This is a genomic window from Streptomyces sp. NPDC015242 (genome assembly GCF_043079125.1).
Classification (GTDB): domain Bacteria; phylum Actinomycetota; class Actinomycetes; order Streptomycetales; family Streptomycetaceae; genus Streptomyces.
Window position 1 is genome coordinate 1044015 of record NZ_JBIBUF010000001.1, and the last position, 21078, is coordinate 1065092.

Sequence of the window (21078 nt, forward strand, 5' to 3'; positions counted from 1 at the left end):
GGGGGCCGGCCAGGGGGGGTCCGTCCCCCCCCCGGGGGGGGGGGGGGGGGGGGCCCCGGGGGGGGGGGGGGGGGGGGGGGGCGCCCCCCCCCCCCCACGACGGCCCAAAGGTCTGCTGAGCCTATGTCGGTTCCTGGCGGGCCACGGAGTGAGCCGTCAACCGGCCCAGCACGGGCGGGTCAGAACGTGTACTGCCGTGACAGGGAGCACGTACCGGTCGAACCTCCGGTCGCCACACCCCAGTCGCCCCCGTCGGACACGGTGACGTTCGCCGATCCCACCCCGCATTCGAGGTTGGTCGACCACTGGCCGCTCTCGACCTGACCGGTGTTGGCACCCATGGTGAACTCGGCGCCCGGGCTGCCCAGGCCGAAGCTGATGTAGGGGCTCGCGTTCTGGTTGTCGTCGAGCACCACGCCGCCGCCCAGGCACAGGATGTAGCAGACCTCCCCGCCGATCTCGGCGGAGACGGTGCCCGTGGGGTCGATGCGGTTGAGGGGGTCGCCCTCGGCGTAGAGATAGGGGTTCTTCTCCTGGCCGGAGGGGTCGGGCTGGGTGAAACGGCCGATCTGCGGGTCGTAGTAGCGCGCTCCGAGGTGGTACAGGCCCGTGGGGTCCTGGTAGCCGCCGGCGAACCGGAACGGCTGCGGCACGGACTGGGTGGTGCCGGTGCGGGGCAGACCCGAGGGCGTGTAGTGGTAGGTGTTCACCTGCTTGCCCGCCTCGTCGACCACACCGGTGACGGAACCCAGCGCGTCGGTGAGGTAGTAGTAGCTCTTCCCGTCCCTGATCAGGGAGTTGAGGGTGCCGCCGGGCTCGCGGACGAACTCGGTGTCGGCGCCCGCGGTCGTCTGCCCGGACAGGCCCAGGGGGCCGTTGTGGAAGACGGTGCTGCCCAGGCGGGTGCGCTCGCTGCTGTCCGTGCTCGCGTACTGCGCCGCGTACGTGGTGCCCTGCACGGTCAGTGACTTCAACTGGCTGTGGTCGGTGTACTGTTCGGCGGTCCGGGCGGCGTCCGGGGTGGCGGCACCCGCGGTCTCGTTGCCCGCCTTGTCGTAGGACCAGCCGGTGGTGATGCCGTTGCGCGCGATCAGCTGCGAGGCGTCGTCGTAGGTGTAGGCAGTGGCGCCCGGGCAACCGGGCCTGGTTCCCTGGGAGACGAGGTTGCCGGCCGGGTCGTGGCAGTACTGCCAGGACCACTTGCGGCCCGACAGCTCGACCTCCTCGGCCAGTGAGAGACGGCCGGCGGAGTCGTAGCCGTAGGTCGTGCGGGCCCGGGTGAGGTCGTCGGTGCGCGAGCGGATCTTGATGCCGTCCAGCGACTCGGTGCCGGCCGTGTACCCGTAGGTGTACGACAGGCTCGACGTGATCCGCCCGGAGGGTGCGATGACCTGGATCTTCTGGGGCCGTCCGGAGTTGTCCACGGCGACGGACTGCACGGTGCCGCCCGGGTAGGCGGTCCGGGTGCGCACGTCGTTGTTGTTGTACTCGTACGTCGTCTTCTTGCCGGTCGGTCCGGTCATCCAGGTGAGCCGGTTCGCCGCGTCCCACTCGTAGTCGGTGACGCCGCCCGGGTCGGTGTAGGTGTCGACGTTGCCGTCGGCGGTGTACGCCAGCACGGTCTGCGAACCGTCCTGGAGGGTGCGGATCGTCTCCCGGCTGAGCGCGTCGAAGCGGTAGGTCTGCGTGCCGGTGGGATCGGTGCGGGACGTGAGGTTGCCGTCACCGTCGTAGGTGTAGGTCACCGTGGTCTGCGGTGTGGTGACCCGGGTGACGCGGTCGCGCGCGTCGTAGGTGTACACGGCCTTCACGCCGCGTCCGTCGGTGCTGGTCGCGGTGCGCCCCAGGGCGTCGTAGGTGAAGGTGGCGGGGGCCTGCGGAGCGGGAGGGGTGGCGGTGACGAGGTTGCCCTGTCCGTCGTAGCGGAAGGTCGTCTTCTTGTTGTTGGCGTCGCTGGCCGAGCAGGGCTGCCCCTGGAAACCACCGCAGGTGGGAGTGGCCTCGTTGTAGGTGAACGTGCGGGTGCCTCCGCCGGTGCCCGTCGTGGTGACGGTCCGGGTGTTGCCCGCGGCGTCGTAGGTGTAGTCCGTCTTCTCGCCGTCGGCGCTGGAGCTGGTGGAGGGGACGTCGGCGCCCGCGATCGTCTGCCAGCCGGCGGTGGCCGTCGCGCCGGTGGGGAGCTTGGCCGAGGTGGGGTTGTTGCGCGTGTCCCACCCGTAGGCGGTGACATTGCCGCCCGGGCCGCCGTTGCCGGTGCCCATCGCGTCGGTGGCCGTCTGCACCAGGTGGTCCTTGTACGTCCGGGACCGTTCGTGCTTCAGTCCGTCGACGGTTCTGGTCACCTCGCCGTCGGCGTTGTGGTGGTACTCGCTGGTGTGCCCCAGCGGATCGGTGACCGTCGTGACGCCCGCCTCGTGCGGGGTGGCACCACTGTAGGAATACTTGTACGTGGGACCGGAGCCGCCGCCGGTCTCGGAGTAGCGGCGCAGCGAGGTGACGCGGTCGCTCGCGTCGTAGGTGAAGACCGAGGAACGCTGCTCGGGTGTGGTCACCTTCACCAGCCGGCCGTCGGTGTCGTAGCCGAAGGTCGTCGCCTCGTTCTCGGAGTCCACGGTCCGCACCAGCCTGTGCGAGGCGTCCAGTTCGTAGGCCGTCGTGCGTCCGTCGCTGTCCTTGGCCTGCCACTTGGTGTCGGTGCTGCGCGTCAGGTCGACCCACCGGCCGGAGCGCGTCTCGGTGAGCTTGAAGCCGGTGGCGGTGCCGGCGGAGTCACGGTGCGGGGTGACGGTGAGGGTGCCGTTGTTGCGGTCGGTGACCTTGGTGAGCGCGCCGCCCGCGTCATAGGTGTCCGACGTGCCCGACGAGCGGTCCGTCAGCGTGTACGTCCCGTCCCCGTTGCGGCGCAGGTCCTTGGAGTATCCCGCCGGGGTGACGAAGGAACCGTCGGCGTTCTTGCGGTACTCGACCGTGGCGCCGGTGTCGTCGTAGTGGAACACCTGATCGGTGAAGGAGAGGTCCAGCCTGCGCTCGTAGCCGAACCACCACTGGGTGCCGACCTGGCCGTAGGGAGCCTCCAGGGAGTTGTACGTGCGGGTGAGCTGGACGCTCTGGCCGACGCCGGCGATGTCGAAGTCGGTGGCGGCCAGCATGAGGTTGCCGGTGGAGTAGTCGATGCGGCCGACCAGCGCGTCGGTGATCCGGAAGTCGCTGATCTGGTGCCATGGCACGGCACCCTGACCCTCCGGCACGAACCGCTGGACGCCCGGTTGTCCGGACTGCCGGTCCGAGGACCGTTCACCGGCCAGCCGGTCCTCCTCCCGATGCTGCCAGGCGCGTTCCGCCGCCGACGGGGCGGAGGAGGCCACGGAGCGCGGCGGTCTGGTGACACCCACGCGCACGGGTGGCATTTTCGCCGGCGTGGACGGACCCCAGTGGGACGTGGAGTCGTCCGGGGGTGCGGCGGGGGCCGCCGCCGACGGGGCCGTGCCGCCGGCCAGGGCGAGCGCGGCCACCGCGGCGACGACCGGCAGTCCGGCCCGGACGCGGGCGCGCAGACGTCGCGGGCGTGGAACGCCCGATAACGCCGAATACGGCAGGATGGGCATGTTTCCCCCTGTGGAAACGCTTCGCAGGTCATCGTCCCGCGGAGCACGGACAAGAGATCACATCCTGACCGAGATATTTCTGACGGCAACGTCCGCCGAAATGGATGGGCTGACAACTGGCCATTATTCGGAACAGCTCCGATGGCCTGCCGCAGGTGGCGCGGGGGAAATGACGTCACGGGGCGCGGACGTTGCGCTTCAGGAAGGCAAGAAACAGACCTCGGAAGCACGTGTTCCGCGCGCTCGCCCCTCTGTTCAGGCGCCCCACGGTGCCGCTTCCCGCCGTACCGGCTTTTTTCGGCTGTCCGGAACGACATCGTCCGCAGCGACTCCGTTGCTACGGTACGCGCGCAGTGAAAACGTCACGAAGGAGGTAATGCGGTGCGCAACCATGTTTTCGGTGCACTGGCTGTTTCCGTCGCATTCACCGCGGTGTTGGCCGTGTCGCCCACGGCGTCGGCGGAACCGAATCCGCCCGGCTGCGAGAAGGGCTACTTCTGCATTTACGCGGGCGAGGGGCAGACGGGCCAACTGCTGGTGAAGTCCGAAGGAAACTGGTCGGGCAGCGTCAGCGGCAGATCCGTCTTCAACAACGGTGTCGAGTTCCCCGGAGAGGACCACATCCAGCTGACGTGGACCTACAACGGCGGCACCTACGAGGACTGCCTCCACTACAACCCCGGCCCCGGCGACTACAAGTGGGACTTCACCTCCGGTGTGGTCTTCACCAAGGCGGTCTGGCGAGGCGAGTGCTGACCTGAGCAAGCGCCGCCGGCCCGCGCCTCTCCCTCCGCACCCGCGTGCCCGCGCGGGGCGGGGGAGAGGTACGGGGACGCCGCTCCCGGTGTCCCCGCCGATCAGCTGGCGCGGTCGTACACCAGGGCCAGTTCCCCCTTCTCTCCCGCCTCCTGGTGGGTGAGCCTCCACGCGGACGCCGGAAGACCGTCGTCGAACAGCCGCTCCCCGCCGCCGCTGATCTCGGGACAGATCATCAGGTAGAGCCGGTCGAGCAGGTCGGCGGCGAGGAGTGCCTTGATGACGCTCGCGCTGCTGTTGACCAGGATGTCGCCCTCGCCCGTGGCCTTGAGCTCGGTGAGGACGTCCGCCGCGGGTGCGTCGACCAGCCGGGTCCGTTCCCACGGCGCCTCGTCGAGGGTGCGGGAGAACACCACCTTCTCGGCCTCGACGAGCCACTTCGCGTACGCGCGGTCACGGGGGTCGGCGTTGTCGTCGGCGGCGACCGTCGGCCAGAACCCCAGGAATCCCTCAGCGTTGCGCCGGCCGAGTACGACGGTGGTCGCTTCCCGGTGTGTGCGGGACAGATGCCGGCGCGCGGTCTCGGTCATCGCGTACGGAACGATCGCGCCCAGGTCGCCGGGGCCGCCCGGGCCGTTGTAGCGGCCGTCCAGCGTGAGGCTGAGGTTCGCGGTCACCCTGCGTCCGGTGGTGTTCGTCATGGCTGTTCGTCCCTTCGTTCGTCATGCCCTGCGGTGTGGTGCGAGGAGGAGGCGACCGCGTCGGCGAGATGGCCGAGCACCTGGCCCCAGCCGGTCTCGATGCCGGCGATGAACGGCGCGGCGTGCACGGCCGCTCCGGTGATGCGGAGAGCGAGCCGCATGCGGGTGTTGCTCCCGGCGTCGGCGAGTGCCAGGTCGTAATGGCCGGTGAAGGCGACGGCGTCGGCCGCGCCCACCGCAAGGTGGAAGCTGAGCCGCTTCCCGTGCTCCACGGCGTGGACGCGCCCCTGCGAGTGGTACTGCGCCTCGGCGTCGCGGTAGTCCAGGACCGCGCGGCCACCGGGCCGGGGTTCGAGGACGCAGTCGGTGACGGTCATCGGCGGCACGACCCACCAGGACGCCAGCAGGTCCGGGTCCACCCAGTGGCGCCAGACGACGTCCCTGGGCGCGGGGAGCACCCGCTCGAACGTGAAGGTGCGGCCGTCCGCCCAGTGCTCCCGGTCCGCAGCCGCGGATTCCGCCGCGAGGGCGGCGCGGTAGCGGGCGATGACGTCCCGCTCGTCCCCGTGCGCCTCGACGGCCGCCGCCAGCTCCCCGAGCCGGCGTCCCAGCGCCGCCAAGGGAGCCGCCTCCGCCGCGTAGACGCGGCGCTGCCCGAGCGGGAAGACCGCGACCAGCCCGGCGCGCGCGAGGGTCTGCAGGTGCTTGGTGGTCTGCGGCTGCCGCAGACCGGTGAGGTCCGCCAACTCGCCCACGGAGTGCGGGCGTTCGGCGAGCAGTTCGATGATGCGCCATCGCTCGGCGTTCCCCAGCGCTGCTGCGATCCGTTCCATGCCCAGAAGTATTCCCCAGTAGATATATTCCCGTCAAGGAAAATAGCGGCGGGATGGCGCGGGTCAGGTGAGAAGCCCTGCGGGGGCGTGACGAGGCGGCATGCGGATACCCGGCGGCCATGGCGAAGCTGCATTTTCCAGGGCGGGACGACCAAGAGGGCCGAGACGAGGCGCCGGAGCGAGAGGCGCCTGCGCCTCAGGAAGCCGGTCCGGGGCCGGAGGTGGAGCGGCAGGCACCGGACGGACCCACGAAACTGCCGACGGGCGCGTGGGGCAAAGTGCTCAAGGGCAGCCTGAAGGAGTTCCAGGACGACGAACTGGCCGACCGCGCCGCGGCCTTGACCTACTACGGTGTCCTGTCGCTGTTCCCCGCGCTGCTGGTGCTGGTGTCCTTGCTGGGGATCGCCGGGAAGTCGGCGACCGACACGGTGCTGGACAACCTCAAGCAACTGGCCCCCGGTTCCGCCCGGGACATCATCACGCGGGCCGTGGAGCAGCTCCAGGGCAACGCGGGCACCGGTTCCCTCGTCGCTCTCCTCGGTCTGGCGCTGGCGGTGTGGTCGGCCTCCGGCTACATCGCCGCGTTCATCCGCACCGCCAACGCCGTCTACGACATGCCCGAGGGCCGGCCGGTGTGGAAGATCCTGCCGATCCGCATCGCGCTGACCGTCGTGCTGATGGTGCTGGCCGTGATCAGCGCGTTGATCGTCGTCTTCACCGGCGGTATCGCACAGCAGGCCGGGCAGGCCCTGGGGATCGGTGACAGCGTGCTGACCATGTGGTCGATCGCCAAGTGGCCCGTGCTGGTCGTCCTGGTGACCATCATGATCGCGCTGTTGTACTGGGCCGCGCCGAACGCCAAGGTCAAGGGCTTCCGTTGGGTCACCCCGGGCAGTTTCCTCGCGCTGCTGATCTGGCTGGTGGCCTCGGGCGGCTTCGCGTTCTACGTGGCCAACTTCGCCTCCTACAACAAGACCTACGGCACGATGGCCGGTGTCATCGTCTTCCTGATCTGGTTGTGGATCACCAACCTGGCGATCCTGCTGGGCCTGGAGTTCGACGCCGAGACGGTCCGGCAGCGCTCCATCGCGGGCGGCCTTCCGCCCGAGACCGAGCCGTACGCCGAGCCCCGGGACACCCGCAAGTGGGACGAGGACGACCTGCGCCGGCTGGAGAACTGACCGGGGGCCGGAGTCCCGGGGGCCGCGGGGCCCCCGGTCGGGAGGGCTTTCAGAGTCCTCCTCGAAGCAATTACTTGGCTAGCCACGTAAACGGTGCTACTTTTATGTGGTCGGCCACAGAACGCGGCCGGTGCGGCTTCCCACATCGAGGAGAGCAGTCATGAAGGCCATCGTTTTCGACACGTTCGGCGGCACCGAGGTCCTGCACGAGGCGGACATCGACATCCCCCGACCCGGCCCCGGCCAGGTCCGTGTCCGCGTCCGGGCCGTCGGCGTCAACCCGGTGGACGGCAAGATCCGTTCCGGCGGGATGGAGGCCATCTTCCCGACCACGCTGCCCGCCGTCCCGGGCGGGGAGATCGCCGGTGTGGTCGACGCCGTCGGCGAGGGCGTCGACCACCTGAAGGAGGGGGACGAGGTGCTGGGCTGGTCCGACACCGGCTCCTACGCGCAGTACGCCCTGGCCTCCGCGGCCGTCCTGGCGCCCAAGCCGGCCGGCCTGGGTTGGGAGCACGCCGCCGCCCTCCCGGTGGCCACGGACGGCGCCGAACGGGTCCTGGACCTGCTCGACGTCACCTCCGGGGAGACGCTGCTGATCCACGGCGCGTCCGGCGCGCTCGGCACCATCGCCGTTCAACTGGCCGTCGCCCGCGGCGCCCGCGTCATCGGCACCGCCGGACCGGCCAACCAGGAGTACGTCACCTCCCTCGGCGCGACCGCGCTGGTCTACGGCGACAACCTGGTCGAACGGGTCCGGGAAGTCGCCCCCGAAGGGGTGGACGCCGTGTTCGACGCCGCGGGCAAGGGCGCGCTGGAGGACTCCATCACCCTGCGCGGGGGCACCGGCCGGATCGTCACCACCGCCGACTTCCGCGCGGCCGAGCTCGGCATCGTCTTCGCCGTGGGCCCGCAGCGCCGCTCCGCCGCCCGCCTCGCCGAACTCGCCCAGCAGGCCGCGGACGGCACGCTGGTCACCACGATCAGCGCCACCTATCCGCTCGCCGAGGCGGCCAAGGCCCAGCAGGCCAGCGACGCGGGCCACAACCGGGGCAAGATCGTCCTCACCGTCGACTGACGGCTCCGCTTCACAGCCGTGTGGCGGTGTCGATCAGGCGGGCGAGGGCGAGGGAGCGGCTGTGCGCGGGCCAGACGATGTGGGTGACGACCGGGGGCGCGTCGCTCAGGGGGACGGCGGTGTGCTCGGCCCACAGCCAGGCGCGGGCGGAATCCGGGAAGACGGCCACGGTGCGCCCGAGCGCGATCAGCTGGGCCAACTGCGTCTGGTCGTGGATCTCGGGCCCCGGACCGGGCGGGAAGGTGCCGTCGCGGGACCAGCGGGCGAGCGGGAGACCGGGGATGTCGCTGACCTCGGCCAGGGAGAGGGTCTTGCGCGCGGCGAGTCGGTGCCCGGCGGGCAGAATGGCGATCTGACCCTCGGTCATCAGCTCCTCGCTGTCGAAGCCGGCGAGCGAGTTGTACGGCGTGTGCATGAGCGCCACGTCCGCGCGGCCGTCGCGCAGCATCTTCCCTTGCTCGCACGTGCCGCTGGGCAGCACCTCGATCTCGGCGGCGCCGGGCTCGGCCGCGTACGCGTCGAGGAGTTTGTGCAGCAACTCGTGGGACGCGCCCGCCTTCATCGCCAGCACCAGCCGATCGCGGGGGCCGTCCGGACCGTCGGCACCACCGGCGCGGCGGGTGCGGCGAACGGCGGCGGCGGTCGCGTCGAGCGCCGCGCGGCCTTCGTGCAACAGCGTCTCGCCGGCTCCCGTGAGGGAGACGCCGCGGCGGTTGCGGTTCAGCAGGCGGACACCGAGACGCCGTTCGAGCTGCTGGATCGCCCGGGACAGCGGCGGCTGGGCCATGCCGAGGCGCTCGGCGGCCCGGCCGAAATGCAGCTCCTCGGCGACGGCCACGAAGTACCTCAGCTCGCGAGTCTCCAGGCTCTCCATGACCACCGACCCTACCTCGGTGATACCTGCCGGGTATGACAGCGCACTGTACCGGTATTGGAAGCGCAGCTCCCCCGCGGGCGAGCATCGACGCCATGAGTGAAACCACGAACGCCCCCACCACGTCACTGCCCGGTGGAACGTGGACCCTGGGCGATCTGACCGTCACCCGCTTCGGCTACGGGGCCATGCAGCTCGCCGGTCCCGGTGTCATGGGCCCGCCGGCCGACCACGAGGCCGCGCTCACCGTGCTGCGCGAGGCCGCCGATCTCGGGATCCGGCACATCGACACGGCCGGCGCCTACGGACCGCGCGTCACGAACCGGCTGATCCGTGAGGCACTGCACCCCTACCCCGCGTCACTGCACATCGTGACCAAGGTGGGCGCGGACCGCGATCAGCACGGTGGCTGGCCTCCTGCCCGGAAGCCGGAGGACGTGCGCCGCGCCGTCCACGAGAACCTGGAGGACCTCGGTCTCGACGTGCTCGACGTCGTCAACCTCCGGCTCGGTGACGCCCAGGGACCGAAGCCCGGCTCGCTCGCCGAGCCTTTCGAGACCCTCGTCGAACTCCAGCGGCAGGGTCTGATCAGGCACCTCGGGGTGAGCAACGCGACGGCGGAACAGGTCGCCGAGGCACGGACGATCGCGCCGATCGTGTGCGTGCAGAACATGTACAACCTCGCCCACCGCGGGGACGACGACCTGATCGACGACCTCGCCGACGAGGGCATCGCCTACGTACCCTTCTTCCCGCTCGGCGGCTTCACCCCGCTCCAGTCGACGGCACTGTCCGCCGTGGCCGCCCGGCTGCACGCGACGCCGATGTCCGTCGCCCTGGCCTGGCTGCTGCAACGGTCACCGAACATCCTGCTCATCCCCGGCACCTCGTCGGTGACGCACCTGCGCGAGAACGTCGCCGGTGCGGGACTCCGGCTCTCCGACGAGGACCTCGCCGAGCTGGACAAGATCGGCCACTAGCCCCCGCCCCCACCGCCTCGGCCGAGCCGCCTTGCGCGCAGGCGCATCGGCCCTGTCGGTGCCTGATGGACCCTTCCGTACGCAGCCTCATTTGGGTGCCTGGATGTCCGGCAGGGGGGACGCGATCTGGTTGGCGATCGCTTTCCACAGGCCGACGCCTTTAGGCGCGGGCGGCCCGGTGTGTCCAGGCCATGCCGAGGAGCCACCTCAGGTCGCCGATGTCGTCGACCCCATGGGGCCTCGGAGACCGGCCGGGCCCGGACGGCGCCTCCGCGGGGGACGGCGCCGGGCCGCCTGGCACCTACGTCTCCGCCAGGACGGGTCGCCGGCGCCCCGGCCCGCTGCCGCGTTACGCGCTGTCCTTGAGGACGTCGTAACCCCGTGCCCGGGCGCAGTGCGCGCAGCAGAAGAACTGCCCGTCGATCTGGTGTCCGTGTCCGAGGACCTTGCACTGGCAGTTGTCGCAGATCGGCGCAAGCCGGTGGGCGGCACATTCGATGCTGTCGAAGGTGTGCACCCCCTCATCGGCCGTGTGCACCTCGAACGACAGGGCGTAGTCGTTCCCGCACACCTCGCAGACCGCCATGTCGTCCTCCTTTCCGAGCGGCAGCCGGCCGGACCGGCCGCGCTCGCTCACCGGGGTGTCCGGTCGGCTCGCACGTCAACCGCGGCCGGTCGGCTCCTCGCCGTCGCCGTCGGCGGCGGCGCCTTCTTCGCTCTCGATGCCCTCCAGGGGCTTGCCGGCGGTCGTGCCCCGTTCCGGCTGGTAGCCCTCTTTGCTGCTCGCTGTGCCCGGGATGGAACGGTCCTGGGCCTGGCTCTCCGCACCCGAGTGCGATCCGGGCTCCTGCGGGTCGCGGGCCCGGTCGTGGCCGTCCTCGTGGTGTTCCTCATGGCTGGCCATGTCTGTGACCCTTTCGCGTCGCGTCGGGTCACCGCCGGGTTCCCTCCGGCGCGACCGCGGAAACGGCGGCGCGCCACGGGGCCGGACGAGGAAGCCCCGGCCGGCTCGGGGGAAGCCGACCGGGGCGGTCGAGAGGCGGGTACGAAGGGCGGTCGCCTCGCGGCGAGTGGCTCCGTGGGGCTTCAGCCGAACGATCGTCCCCACGGGCGAGAGATGAGGCCCGGGGACACTGTCCCCTCCGCACCCGCATATGGTTGAACCGTGAACCAGGCCTCTGTGTTTCCGCCCAGCGTGTGACGTGAGCCACCGCTGCCGCGGAAGAGGCCACACACCGGTTCCGTCCGCCCGTGACGCCTCAGCGCAGCCGGCGTACCCGCAGGACCAAGTCGTCGGTGTGGTGGGCGCCGGCTCCGCCCTCGGGTGCCACACGCGGCCGTTGCTCGTCCACCTCCACCTCCCAGTCGTCGTCGAGGAGCGCGGCGACCATCGCGGGCCAGACGTAGTCGGCCGGGTCGAAGCCGCTGTCCTGCGCCTGGGGCGTGTCCACCCCCGCGTGGTGCACGAGCAGCAGCACGCCGCCGGGCGCGACGGCCGTGAGCAGCGCTCGCTCGGCTGCCGCGTCCGCAGTGCGCAGCAAGGCCGGGTACTGCGCGGACACCAGGTCGAAGGAGCCCGGCGGAAGCGCGGCTTCGGTCAGCGCCGCATGCACCCAGCGAATGGACACGCCGGCGTCCCGCGCATGCCTGGCCGCCCGCTCCAGGGCTACGCCCGAGACGTCGAGCGCGGTCACGTCCCAGCCGCCCCGCGCGAGCCAGATGGCGTCCGCGCCCTCCCCGCAGCCGACGTCGAGTACGCGTCCGGGGGTGAGCCCGGAGGCCTCGGCGACGAGCGCGCCGTTGGGCCGGCCGCTCCACAACTGCTGTCGGTCGGCGTAACGGCTGTCCCACTCCGCCCGCACCGCCGGGTCACCGGCGTATGCGTCGGCGGGCGGGGGGCTGTCGTACGCGGACGATCCTGCTGCGATGTTGTCGGTCACGGGCCCACCGTCACCCACCGCACCCCGCTCCTGCCACTCCTGTTGCCGGTCCGGCAAACGCGAACGCGGGACGCCGGACGGGCCCGGACGGGTCGGGCGCGGAAACGGCTCGGGCGGCGCCCGCGCCGTGAGCGCGGGCGCCGCCCGGAGCGACGTCGAGGGCGAGGAGAGCGAAGGAACTCGTTTCAGGAAAGGAGTGAGAAGGAAGCCCCTTCATGGCCTCGCCGAAGGCAACGCTAGCACTCAGTGGGGTATCAGGTCGCGCAGGTTTTCGAGCGTGACGACCCGGGAGCCCGCGGGCAGCCCTTCGGGGCGTTCGAGCCCGATGTACGTGACCGGCTCGTCCGGGACCGCCTCGCCGTCCCACGGTTCCACGGCCGTGGCATCGTCGGACATCAGGCCGACCAGGTAGCGCACCGTCAGGTACTCGCGCTCCACGAGGGCGCGCGTCACCTTGGACACCGACATCTGGTTCTCCTCCACCCGGTTGGCCGATGAGATGCCTCGCAGGTACAGGTGCAGCCACTTCGCGCGCCAGCGCCCGTCGTCCTCCCGCCGGAACACCAGCGGCAGCGCCACCCGCCCCACCCCGCGCAGATCCGACTTCATCCGCACGGTGCGCGGCTCGAACGGCCGGCCCTTCTGCTCGCTGTCGCGCACCATGAAGCCGAAGAACGACTCCTCGGTCTCCTCGAATCCCTCACCGGCGTAGATGTTGACCTGCGGAACGATGAAGCTGCTGCGCACCCGGGCCAGGGACAGGTCGATGAACTCCGAGGCCCCGTCCGGCGCCTCCGTGACATCGCCCGAGTGCCTGCCCCCGACGGCCCTGAGGGAGGTGTACGACAGCCAGGCATCGGTGCTGTAGTCGCTGTGGAGCAGCAGGGCCGAGAGATCGTAGTCGGTCCGCTTCCCGGCCTGCTTCCAGTACACGAAGAAGCGCAGCCGCTCGCCGTGGACCGCCGAGGTCGAACCGCGCGGCAGTACGCCGAGGCCCGCGGCGGTCGCCCTGCCGCTGAGCGGGAGCGCCACGTCGAGGACATCGGGATCGAACAGCAGCCGGCCCGGTGCCGGGAGCCTGCGGCGCATCTCGGCGTCCAGGGCGGCGATCAGGCGGGCCCGGTCGGCGGCGGGAACCGGCGGCCGGGTGTCGGGAGCGACCCAGCCGCGGCCTCGGCGGTTGACGAAGATCCGGGGCTGTTCGCTCGCCCGCTCCCGGTTCTGGAAGTGTTCGCGGACCGACAGTACGACGCGGCCGGAGACCTCGGGAGCGACCTCCACCGCTGCGGCCACCACCGCGTCGCGCTCCTCCTGGCCGGCGGCGATGCGCAGCAGGAGGTCCAGGGCGCGGAACAGCTTGCCGGGAGCGGACTTCAGCAGCTTCACCGCACCGGGGACGTCCGACGCGTCGAGCAGCTCCTCGAGACGGCTGTCGAAGGACCGCGCCTCCTTTTCGCCTCGCGCCACGGCGAACACGGCGGCCGCGTGCGGCCACTGCGGGTACTCGTGCGGATGAAGACGCTCCCCGAGCCGCTTGAACGGCTCGCGGTGGGCGTGCACGTCGGCCAGCTTGGCGGGACCTGCCGCGACCACGGCGTCCAGGCAGGCGAGCAGCCTCCGGCGCACCGGCCGCGGGAAACCCCGGAACCGGGTCGGCTCCTGCAGCGTCACGTCCCCGCCCGACAGTGCGCAGGCCAGCCGCAGCACATCGACGGGAGTGTCGAGCAGCAGGTCCGCACCGGCGGCGAGACGGGCCGCGTTGACGACCGCGCGGTTCTCCCTGACCGGGATCGACTCCGGCTGGGGCCCGTGCGCGCATCGCTCGGCGAGGACCTTGAGGTCGCCCAGGTGCTCATCGCCCAGCGGCGTCGTACTGCCCGCCAGGGCCAGGTACAGGTCCGTGAGTTCGTCGTCCAGGTCCCGTCCGAGGTGCAGGACGGTCACCCGGTCGCCCGCGGAGGCGATCAGCTCGTCCTGCGCCGCGAGCATCTCCTCGTAGGTGTGCTGGTAGCGGCCGTACGTGGGCAGGCTGAGCAGGTCCAGCACGCCGCGCGCCAGCTGCGTCAGCACGTTCGGGCGCGACGCGTCGTCGGCGAGGGCACCGGCCACGCACCGCATCCAGAACTCTTCGGTGTCCGGCACGTTCGCCGGGAAGTCGATGAAGTACGCGTTGTGCCGGACGTGGTCGCCGGCCATCTCGCTCACGGTGCGCAGCGTCCGCCTGGCCGTGTGCAGGACGGCGGCCTGGGACAAGCCGGACAGCCGTTCCAGCAGTTCCGCCGAGAGCTTGAAGCCCACCGAGGCCAGCGTCGCGTCGAACTGCCGCGCGGCGGTGGCGCCTTCCCCCGCCGAGCCCTTGGGGAGGGGGATGCGGTGGGTGTGCCGGATGACCAGTGACTCCAGATCGTGCGCCATCCGAGGATGATCGCAGGACTGTGCGAACCGGCGCACCGGGATTTCGGGGCCGGGACTGCCGCGGACTCATCCGACGTGCCGCGCGCTCCTCACCGGCAATGACGGCATGGCTCTCCTGCCGATCCGACCGAGGCGACGGAGGATGCCCTTTCCCGCGGGCAACAGGACTGCGTGGTGCGACGTACACACACGTTGTCCCTCAGGGCTTCCTTCATGAGGCGGCGCCGACGCAGTTCCGTAGCGTCGACATGATGGAGCCGCCGGTGGGGATCGGATAGAAATACAGACCCAATAGAGCACAGTGACGCACTCACGATGAACGTCCAAGCAACTGCGTTCCCCACTGCTTCTCCCAGAATGTAGATATTCGTGACGCGGTGCGAGCGAATATGCGTAATCGACACAACTGGGCCACGCGAAATCCGTCACGGTCGATCCAGGATTTACGCCGGGCGGACTCAATAGTCCGCAGGGTGACCAGGGGCGAAGGTCGATGCGGTACGTCAATCTCCATACCCGGGTCGGCACGCGTCAGCTGCGGCGAGGCGAGTTGCAGTCGGCGGATGAATACCTCATGTAGCCGAACATCAAGGCACTGCGCACCCGGTATGGATGATTCGTGCGCAGTGCATGCACAGGAGGGAGGTGAACTCGATGGACAACGGTGGCCTCATCCAGTGGCTTCTCGACCTTCTCGGCCTCTGATCCCGGGGGCCGGCCCTGACCGGTCCAGGAGACGGGTGCCCGGCACCCGCACGACGACGGGGTCCCCGCATCGAGAATGCGGGGACCCCGGAGTCCTTCTGCGGAGCCGGGCCGGCCGTCTCGGTAGCCACTTTTTTGTGGGTACTTGGCGGCGAACGGTGGCGGGCGGATCCTGATGGGGGGCGGCCGAAGGGCCGCCGGATCCGGGTGAGGTGTGAGGGTGCGATGCGTCAGGAGGCCGACTGGGCCTGGGTGAGTTTCTCCAGGCGGCGGTGGCCCCAGTCGGAGAGAGGGGCCAGCGCCTCGGATAGTTCCCTGCCGAACGTCGTCAGGGAATACACCGTCTTCAGCGGGAGCACGTCGTGCACCTCCCGGTGCACCAGTCCGTCGCTCTCCATCTCGCGGAGCGCCTGAGTCAGCACTTTCTCGCTGAGGCCCGGCAGTTGCCTGCGCAGCTCACCCGGACGGTGCGGACCGGATTCCAGCAGCCACAGCAGAGCTGTCTTCCACTTTCCGTCGATCACAGCGATGGCGGCGGTTACCCCACACACATTCGGGTCCTGGGCGCGACTGCGAGTCATCTTCGTCCTGTCCCTCACCGATTCACCAACATATTGCAAGGAGTTGAGCTGTGTCCTCACACATCGAGCAGTCTTCCGTCACCGTACTCGGTCTGGGGCCGATGGGCCGGTCATTGGCGGGCGCCTTCCTCGACGCGGGCGTACGCACCACGGTCTGGAACCGGACGCCGGGGCGGGACGGGGAGCTGGTCGCGCGGGGCGCGGTCGGTGCCCGGTCCGCCGAGGAGGCGGTCGCCGCGAGCGCGCTGACCGTGGTCTGCGTGGTGAACTACGACGCGGTGGACTCGATCGTGCGGCGCGGTGCGGTCACCGACGCGCTCAAGGGGCGCACCGTCGTCAACCTGACCGCCGACACACCGGAACGGGCCCGGGACGCCGCGGCATGGGCCGCTGAGCACGGCATCGGCTACCTGGACGGTGCCATCATGACGCCGACCACGACGATCGGAACACCGGCAGCCGTGTTTTTGCACAGCGGTCCGGAGGAGCTCTACCGAGAGCACCGGCCCGTGCTGGACACGCTGGGCGGTACCCACACCCACCTGGGTGAGGAGATCGGGCGGGCGGCGGCGTACGACATCGCGCTGCTCGACATCTTCTGGACCGCGATGGCGGGCTATGCCCACGCTCTGGCGGTGGCGCGGGCGGAGGGCATCACCGCACGGCAGCTGGCGCCGTTCGCCCAGGGCATCGGCGCCATTCTCCCGCCGATCTTCGAGCAGACCGCGGAGGAGATGGACAGCGGTCGGTTCTCGGGGGAGGACAACCCGCTCACCTCGGCGGCCTCGTCCATGGCCCACATCGTCCAGGCGTCCGAGGCCCACGGGATCGAGGCCGGCGTGATGCGCGCGGCCGAAGGGCTGGCCCGCCGGGCCATCGGGCGCGGGCACGGCGGCGACGGGTTCATCCGGATCGCCGAGATCCTGAGCCGCCGCTGACGGGCCGCCGGTCGGCAGGCGTCCTGACGACCGGTGTTCCCGCGCCGTCAGGATTCCTCAGGCAGGTCGCCGAGCGTGTCGCCGTAGAGGCGGAACAGGCGCAGGCCTTCCCGTCCCTCGGGTCGGTCGCTGCCGGTGCTGCGCAGGCGCTGCCAGCAGTCGGCGGTGAGGCGGCGGGCCCGGGTTCCGGGCCACGGCTGGGGCAGCAGTTCCGGGGGGAGCAGCGGGTCGGGTTCCATGGCCCTGGTGAACTCGGCGGCGAGTTCGACGGCCAGCGCCAGCCGCCCGGACGCCCCACGCCCAGCGCCCCCGGCCTCTTCCCGCACCTCCAGCCCGTCCAGGCAGTGCCGTGCGAAGTCGGTGAGCCGTTCGTAACGGGCGGCGATCTCTCCCAGCGGCCACAGTCCGGCGGCCAGGGCGACGGGGTCGGTGACGTTGCCGACGCGCAGGTCGGTGCTGGTGAGGAAGGTCAGCGAGTCCAGGACGCCCAGGTGGCGGGCGTGGGCCTCGACGATGTCGGCGACCGGGTTGGCGGTGACGTAGAGGCCGCCGTGGAGGGGCGCCGCGCCGACGTGGAGGAGGGTGTCGCGCAGGGCGTCCCGCGCGGTGCGACGGGATTCGGGGACGGCGAAGGCGAACAGGTGCCAGACGCCGTCCCAGGGGGCGTGCCCGGCGTCCTGCCGGTAGGCGTGACGCACGTACTCCGCGTTCGGGGCGAGGGCGCCGGTCGGGTCGGCCACGGCTCTCAGCACGGCCTTGCGCCCCCGCCCCTCCTGGGTGAAGCGGCCGTCGGTGACCAGGCGTTTGACGCAGAGCCGCACCTGCTGGTCGGTCATGCCCAGCAGGACGGCGACGCTGTACAGCTGACCCGCGTCGACAGTGCCGTCCTCCCGCACGAGGGCGTGCACGAGCAGCCGGGTGGGCACCTCCGCACTGCGCGTGCGTTCCGTGCGGGTACCGCGGTCGGGGGCGCCCGGAGCGGTCACCGGACACCCCCGTCGGTCCGGTCCGCGTCGGTGACAGGGCGGTACATGGTCGTCACGGCGCCGAACCCCAACAGGCGGCGCAGGTACGGCGTCTGCTCGGTGTGCCGGGCGACGAAGCCGTGCCGCTCGTACAGGGCGCGGGCACGGGGGTTGGTGTCGATGACGTCCAGACGGATGCGGCGGCAGCCGTTCTCCGCCGCGACGGCGGCGACCTGCCGCAGCAGCAGGCTGCCGATCCCACCGCCCCTGTGGCTCGCGTCCACCGCGATGCCGTCCATGACCAGTTCCCCCTTCTCGGGTGTGCGTTCGAAGAGAGCGAGGACCGCGAGTCGGCGCAGGCCGCGGAGGAGCCCGTAGGCGGACAGCACGTCCCGCACCTTTCCGCCGGTGAGCGCGCGCCTCCCGAGCTGGTAGCCCGCCACACCGACCACCGCTCCGTCGACGAGCGCGGTCACACCCCGGTCGTGATGCAGATGGGCGGCGATGAAGGCCCGCCCGGCGTCCGGGGGGTCGAGGGCGGGGCCGAGTTTGCGGCCGAACGCCTCCCAGTACAGCGCGGCCACCTCCTTCTCGCCTCCCTCGGGCACACCGCGCCGGCACGTCACGGCTCTGCTCCGTCGTCCGCCCGTCGTGGGGCCGTGCGGTTCCTCGGGCTCCATGCGGCTGCTCCCTCCTGTTCGTTCCTCACCCGCTCTATCGAGTGTAGTACGTTCACTTCTGATACGAGCGTTTTCAAATCGATAGTTCGGAGGTTTCGGTGCTGGGACGACGGGGAGGGGGCCCGGCGGGACGCGGGTGGCGGCGCCTGCTGTGGATGGTCGTGATCGGCGCGCTGGTGGCGGGTGGGCTCGGCGGGTTCGTGGTGTGGCAGAACACCTACGCCCTCCGGGAGGAACGTGTGGTGCTGCGGCACCACGGTCACCGGCTGGAAGGGGTACTGGCCACCCCGCCGGCAGGTGACGGACCGTTCGGGCTGGTGGTCTTCGTGCACGGGGACGGGCCCACGGACGCGACCCACGACACGTTCTACCGGCCCTTGTGGGAGTCGTTCGCGCGGGCGGGTTACGCCTCGCTGTCGTTCAGCAAGCCGGGCGTCGCGGGGTCCGGGGGCGACTGGCTCGAACAGAGCATGGACGACCGCGCCGACGAGACCCTCGCCGCGGTCGCCTGGGCACGCGGCCGCCCCGGCATCGACGGCCGTCGCATCGGACTGTGGGGAGCGAGCCAGGCCGGCTGGGTGCTGCCGAAGGTCGCCGCGAGGGACGGGCGGCTGCAGTTCGTCATCGCCGTCTCCCCGGCCGTGAACTGGCTCCGGCAAGGCCGCTACAACCTGCTCGCCGAACTCCGCGAGGAAGGCGCCGACCGGCGGCGCGTCGCGGAGGCTCTGCGCCGCCGCGAGACGACGCTGCGCCTGCTGCGGCGAGGCGCGTCCTACGAGGAGTACCGCGCGACGGTCAGCAGGGCCGGTGACAGCGCCGACATCACGCCGCGCCGGTGGCGGTTCGTCACGAGGAACCACACCGCTGACGCGGTGGCCGACCTGCGCGCCATGAGGGGGACCCCTGTCCTGCTCGTACTGGCCGGCCATGACGTGCACGTGGACGTCGCGGAGACGGAGGCCGTGTACCGCAGGATCCTTCCCGCCTCCACCCTGAGCGTCGAGCACTACCCCGACGCCACGCACTCACTGGTGGACCACGCCGTCGAACGCTCACCGCTGCGCCTGACCGCGACCGCCGTCGTCGCGCCACGAGAGCTGTACGCGGACGGATTCCTGGAGCGGCAAGCCCGCTTCCTGCGGCTGCGGGGGAACGGGGCGGGGGAGGGGCCTTCATGAGCGCCACGGCGTGCACCGGTCCGCGGGGGCCGCGGGAGGCACCTGCTCGTCCGGTGCCCGCCGCCTCGCCCGTCGTATCCTGCGGGTGTGGAGCTGCGCTTCGGGACACGCCAGTCGGACTCGCCGTGGGTCGACAGCGTGTGGACCTGCACCAGCGAGCAGGTCACGACCATGACGTCCGTGGCTGGTGTGCGCTGGGGGCTGGTGTTCTGGGAACAGGACGGCCGGCCCTGCGCGGCCGTCACGGGCCCGGAGACCCGGACCGGCACGGCTCCCGTCCCGGAAGGCGCCGCCTTCACGGGCATCGAGTTCGCCGTGGGCACCTCACTGCGGGCCCTGCCCACCCCGGAGCTGGTCGACGGCGGCGTGGAGTTCCCCGACACCACACGCCGGACGTTCCGGCTGGACGGCGCCCGCTGGCCGACCCCGGGTGCGGACGACGCCGAGGCCCTGGTGGAGCGGCTGGTCAAAGCCGGGATCGTGGTGCGTGACCCGCTCGTCACCGAGATTCTGCGGGGCCACGAACCGGCGGTGTCGGGACGGACCGTGGAGCGCCGCTTCCGGGCCGCCACCGGTCTGACGCGGGGGGCTGTGCGGCAGATCGAGCGGGCCCGTACGGCGGCGGAACTGCTGGCGGCCGGCGACCCGGCCGCAGACGTCGTCACGAAGCTGGAGTTCTTCGACGAACCGCACCTCGCCCGGGCGCTGCGCACCTACGTGGGCCGGACCGCCGGGCAGCTGCGCGACGGCACGGGCGGCGCGATCGCCCTCGACCTCGGTCAGCGCTTGACGTCGTAGACCAGCTTCAGGATGCCGTTGGAGTAGCTCTCCGACTCCCGCAGCGACAGCATCTGCTTGTCACGGTCGGCCCGGTGGAACAGGCTCTTGCCGGCGCCGAGCAGGACGGGGAAGACGAGCAGGTTGTACTGGTCGATGAGGCCCGCCTCCGACAGCCGCCGGGCCAGTTCGGCGCTGCCGTGGATGTAGATGGAGCCGCCCTCGCTCTCCTTCAGCTCGGCGACGTCCTCCGTCGTGCGCAGGATCGTCGAGGGCCCCCATCCGTCGACGAGGGCGTCGTCCTGCAGGGTGCTCGACACCACGTACTTGGGCAGGTCCTTGTAGGAGGCGTGGTCCTCCGAACCCGGCCAGACGGCCGCGAAGGCCTCATAGCTGCGGCGGCCGAACATCAGCGCCGTCGTGTCGGCGAGCTCCTCGGCCTTCAGCGACCAGGCCTCGGGGACGAACTCCAGGTCCTTGACCACCCAGCCACCACTGCGGTGCCCCTCTTCCGGCCCACCGGGCGAGTCCAGAACGCCGTCGAGCGACATGAATCCGGTGTAGACCAACTTACGCATCTGCGTCTCCTCGTCACGGGCCGAGCTCCTGGGATCAGGCTAGGTCAACGCCCGGACGGCCGTCTTGGACAGAAACGACACGGAGGCGGCCACGGCACGGTGTGCCCGTGTGGCTTCGGGGGGGCAGGGGAGCGGGCGCGGGGCGGCCGGCAGCCCCGCGCCCGCTCGTCGTCCGGCCGCTGGCCGTACGCAACACCGGGGTGGGGGGGGGGGCCCCCCCCCCCCCCCCCCCCCCCCCCCCCCCCCCCGGGCCGCCCCCCCCCGGGGGGGCGTGCCAGCCGGCCCCCGCCGCCCCCGCGGGGCCGGGCCCCGCGCC

At 71.2% G+C, this 21078-nt stretch carries 19 protein-coding genes; 7 read left to right on the forward strand and 12 right to left on the reverse strand.

Going from position 1 to position 21078, the window contains the following annotated elements; genetic code table 11:
• Positions 1–179 precede the first annotated feature (179 nt).
• Entirely contained in the window at positions 180–3407 is a 3228-nt protein-coding gene (locus tag ACF07N_RS04675; RefSeq protein ID WP_392108796.1) for an RHS repeat-associated core domain-containing protein, read from the reverse strand.
• 633 nt (positions 3408–4040) lie between these two features.
• Between ACF07N_RS04675 and ACF07N_RS04680 the strand changes: the two genes are divergently transcribed.
• Positions 4041–4361: a peptidase inhibitor family I36 protein gene (locus ACF07N_RS04680; RefSeq protein ID WP_383336230.1), complete on the forward strand. Its 321-nt coding sequence runs from the start codon at positions 4041–4043 to the stop codon at positions 4359–4361.
• A gap of 101 nt (positions 4362–4462) precedes the next feature.
• Here ACF07N_RS04680 and ACF07N_RS04685 read toward each other — a convergent pair whose 3' ends face one another.
• Positions 4463–5062, reverse strand: coding sequence for a dihydrofolate reductase family protein (locus tag ACF07N_RS04685; RefSeq protein ID WP_392108310.1), 600 nt, complete (start codon positions 5060–5062; stop codon positions 4463–4465).
• A complete protein-coding gene (locus ACF07N_RS04690) occupies positions 5059–5895 on the reverse strand; it encodes a metalloregulator ArsR/SmtB family transcription factor (RefSeq protein WP_392108313.1) in 837 nt (278 codons plus the stop codon). The genes ACF07N_RS04685 and ACF07N_RS04690 overlap by 4 nt, the downstream gene beginning before the upstream one ends.
• 119 nt (positions 5896–6014) lie before the next feature.
• On the opposite strand from ACF07N_RS04690, the gene ACF07N_RS04695 reads away from it, so the two are divergent.
• Both ACF07N_RS04695 and ACF07N_RS04700 read left to right on the forward strand, forming a co-directional pair.
• Positions 6015–7076 (forward strand): YihY/virulence factor BrkB family protein, encoded by a 1062-nt coding sequence (locus tag ACF07N_RS04695; protein ID WP_392108316.1) that lies wholly within the window; start codon positions 6015–6017, stop codon positions 7074–7076.
• A gap of 160 nt (positions 7077–7236) precedes the next feature.
• The gene (locus tag ACF07N_RS04700; RefSeq protein ID WP_392108319.1) at positions 7237–8151 is read left to right on the forward strand and encodes an NADP-dependent oxidoreductase; all 915 of its coding nucleotides are present in this window, start codon (positions 7237–7239) and stop codon (positions 8149–8151) included.
• A 10-nt stretch (positions 8152–8161) separates the two neighbouring features.
• On the opposite strand, the gene ACF07N_RS04705 is transcribed toward ACF07N_RS04700, so the two are convergent.
• On the reverse strand, positions 8162–9025 hold the full coding sequence (locus ACF07N_RS04705) for a LysR family transcriptional regulator (protein WP_392108322.1): 864 nt from the start codon (positions 9023–9025) through the stop codon (positions 8162–8164).
• A gap of 95 nt (positions 9026–9120) precedes the next feature.
• On the opposite strand from ACF07N_RS04705, the gene ACF07N_RS04710 reads away from it, so the two are divergent.
• Positions 9121–10005, forward strand: coding sequence for an aldo/keto reductase family oxidoreductase (locus tag ACF07N_RS04710; RefSeq protein WP_392108325.1), 885 nt, complete (start codon positions 9121–9123; stop codon positions 10003–10005).
• A 349-nt stretch (positions 10006–10354) separates the two neighbouring features.
• Here the strand turns inward: ACF07N_RS04710 and ACF07N_RS04715 are convergent, their stop codons facing one another.
• The 5 genes from ACF07N_RS04715 to ACF07N_RS04735 form a co-directional block, all read right to left on the reverse strand.
• Positions 10355–10591 (reverse strand): hypothetical protein, encoded by a 237-nt coding sequence (locus tag ACF07N_RS04715; protein WP_392108328.1) that lies wholly within the window; start codon positions 10589–10591, stop codon positions 10355–10357.
• A gap of 75 nt (positions 10592–10666) precedes the next feature.
• A complete protein-coding gene (locus ACF07N_RS04720) occupies positions 10667–10909 on the reverse strand; it encodes a hypothetical protein (RefSeq protein WP_392108331.1) in 243 nt (80 codons plus the stop codon).
• Positions 10910–11264: 355 nt separating this feature from the next.
• Positions 11265–11945: a class I SAM-dependent methyltransferase gene (locus ACF07N_RS04725; RefSeq protein WP_392108334.1), complete on the reverse strand. Its 681-nt coding sequence runs from the start codon at positions 11943–11945 to the stop codon at positions 11265–11267.
• Between the two features lie 243 nt (positions 11946–12188).
• Positions 12189–14360: a hypothetical protein gene (locus ACF07N_RS04730; RefSeq protein ID WP_392108337.1), complete on the reverse strand. Its 2172-nt coding sequence runs from the start codon at positions 14358–14360 to the stop codon at positions 12189–12191.
• Positions 14361–15295: 935 nt separating this feature from the next.
• On the reverse strand, positions 15296–15646 hold the full coding sequence (locus ACF07N_RS04735) for a winged helix-turn-helix transcriptional regulator (RefSeq protein ID WP_392108340.1): 351 nt from the start codon (positions 15644–15646) through the stop codon (positions 15296–15298).
• A 50-nt stretch (positions 15647–15696) separates the two neighbouring features.
• Here ACF07N_RS04735 and ACF07N_RS04740 point away from each other — a divergent pair, with 50 nt between their 5' ends.
• Positions 15697–16584: an NAD(P)-dependent oxidoreductase gene (locus ACF07N_RS04740; protein ID WP_392108343.1), complete on the forward strand. Its 888-nt coding sequence runs from the start codon at positions 15697–15699 to the stop codon at positions 16582–16584.
• Positions 16585–16631: 47 nt separating this feature from the next.
• Here ACF07N_RS04740 and ACF07N_RS04745 read toward each other — a convergent pair whose 3' ends face one another.
• Complete coding sequence (locus ACF07N_RS04745) at positions 16632–17570, reverse strand: PaaX family transcriptional regulator C-terminal domain-containing protein (protein WP_392108346.1); 939 nt, start codon at positions 17568–17570, stop codon at positions 16632–16634.
• Entirely contained in the window at positions 17567–18229 is a 663-nt protein-coding gene (locus tag ACF07N_RS04750; protein ID WP_392108350.1) for a GNAT family N-acetyltransferase, read from the reverse strand. Before ACF07N_RS04750 ends, ACF07N_RS04745 begins: the two co-directional genes overlap by 4 nt.
• 155 nt (positions 18230–18384) lie before the next feature.
• Between ACF07N_RS04750 and ACF07N_RS04755 the strand changes: the two genes are divergently transcribed.
• Together ACF07N_RS04755 and ACF07N_RS04760 are read left to right on the forward strand one after the other, a co-directional pair.
• Entirely contained in the window at positions 18385–19407 is a 1023-nt protein-coding gene (locus ACF07N_RS04755; RefSeq protein WP_392108353.1) for an alpha/beta hydrolase family protein, read from the forward strand.
• An 87-nt stretch (positions 19408–19494) separates the two neighbouring features.
• Positions 19495–20205 carry a helix-turn-helix domain-containing protein gene (locus ACF07N_RS04760; RefSeq protein WP_383336225.1) on the forward strand — a complete coding sequence of 237 codons (711 nt, stop codon included), beginning with the start codon at positions 19495–19497 and terminating at the stop codon, positions 20203–20205.
• On the opposite strand, the gene ACF07N_RS04765 is transcribed toward ACF07N_RS04760, so the two are convergent.
• Positions 20187–20762, reverse strand: a complete 576-nt coding sequence (locus ACF07N_RS04765) for a dihydrofolate reductase family protein (RefSeq protein ID WP_392108356.1) — start codon at positions 20760–20762, stop codon at positions 20187–20189. The genes ACF07N_RS04760 and ACF07N_RS04765 overlap by 19 nt on opposite strands.
• Positions 20763–21078: the final 316 nt, after the last annotated feature.

Coding starts and splice junctions, on each gene's coding strand:
- ACF07N_RS04675 (WP_392108796.1), bottom strand. CDS start 3,407: ATGCCACCCGTGCGCGTGGGTGTCACCAGACCGCCGCGCTCCGTGGCC.
- ACF07N_RS04690 (WP_392108313.1), bottom strand. CDS start 5,895: ATGGAACGGATCGCAGCAGCGCTGGGGAACGCCGAGCGATGGCGCATC.
- ACF07N_RS04685 (WP_392108310.1), bottom strand. CDS start 5,062: ATGACGAACACCACCGGACGCAGGGTGACCGCGAACCTCAGCCTCACG.
- ACF07N_RS04730 (WP_392108337.1), bottom strand. CDS start 14,360: ATGGCGCACGATCTGGAGTCACTGGTCATCCGGCACACCCACCGCATC.
- ACF07N_RS04720 (WP_392108331.1), bottom strand. CDS start 10,909: ATGGCCAGCCATGAGGAACACCACGAGGACGGCCACGACCGGGCCCGC.
- ACF07N_RS04755 (WP_392108353.1), top strand. CDS start 18,385: ATGGTCGTGATCGGCGCGCTGGTGGCGGGTGGGCTCGGCGGGTTCGTG.
- ACF07N_RS04695 (WP_392108316.1), top strand. CDS start 6,015: ATGGCGAAGCTGCATTTTCCAGGGCGGGACGACCAAGAGGGCCGAGAC.
- ACF07N_RS04750 (WP_392108350.1), bottom strand. CDS start 18,229: ATGGAGCCCGAGGAACCGCACGGCCCCACGACGGGCGGACGACGGAGC.
- ACF07N_RS04735 (WP_392108340.1), bottom strand. CDS start 15,646: ATGACTCGCAGTCGCGCCCAGGACCCGAATGTGTGTGGGGTAACCGCC.
- ACF07N_RS04715 (WP_392108328.1), bottom strand. CDS start 10,591: ATGGCGGTCTGCGAGGTGTGCGGGAACGACTACGCCCTGTCGTTCGAG.
- ACF07N_RS04710 (WP_392108325.1), top strand. CDS start 9,121: ATGAGTGAAACCACGAACGCCCCCACCACGTCACTGCCCGGTGGAACG.
- ACF07N_RS04765 (WP_392108356.1), bottom strand. CDS start 20,762: ATGCGTAAGTTGGTCTACACCGGATTCATGTCGCTCGACGGCGTTCTG.
- ACF07N_RS04700 (WP_392108319.1), top strand. CDS start 7,237: ATGAAGGCCATCGTTTTCGACACGTTCGGCGGCACCGAGGTCCTGCAC.
- ACF07N_RS04705 (WP_392108322.1), bottom strand. CDS start 9,025: ATGGAGAGCCTGGAGACTCGCGAGCTGAGGTACTTCGTGGCCGTCGCC.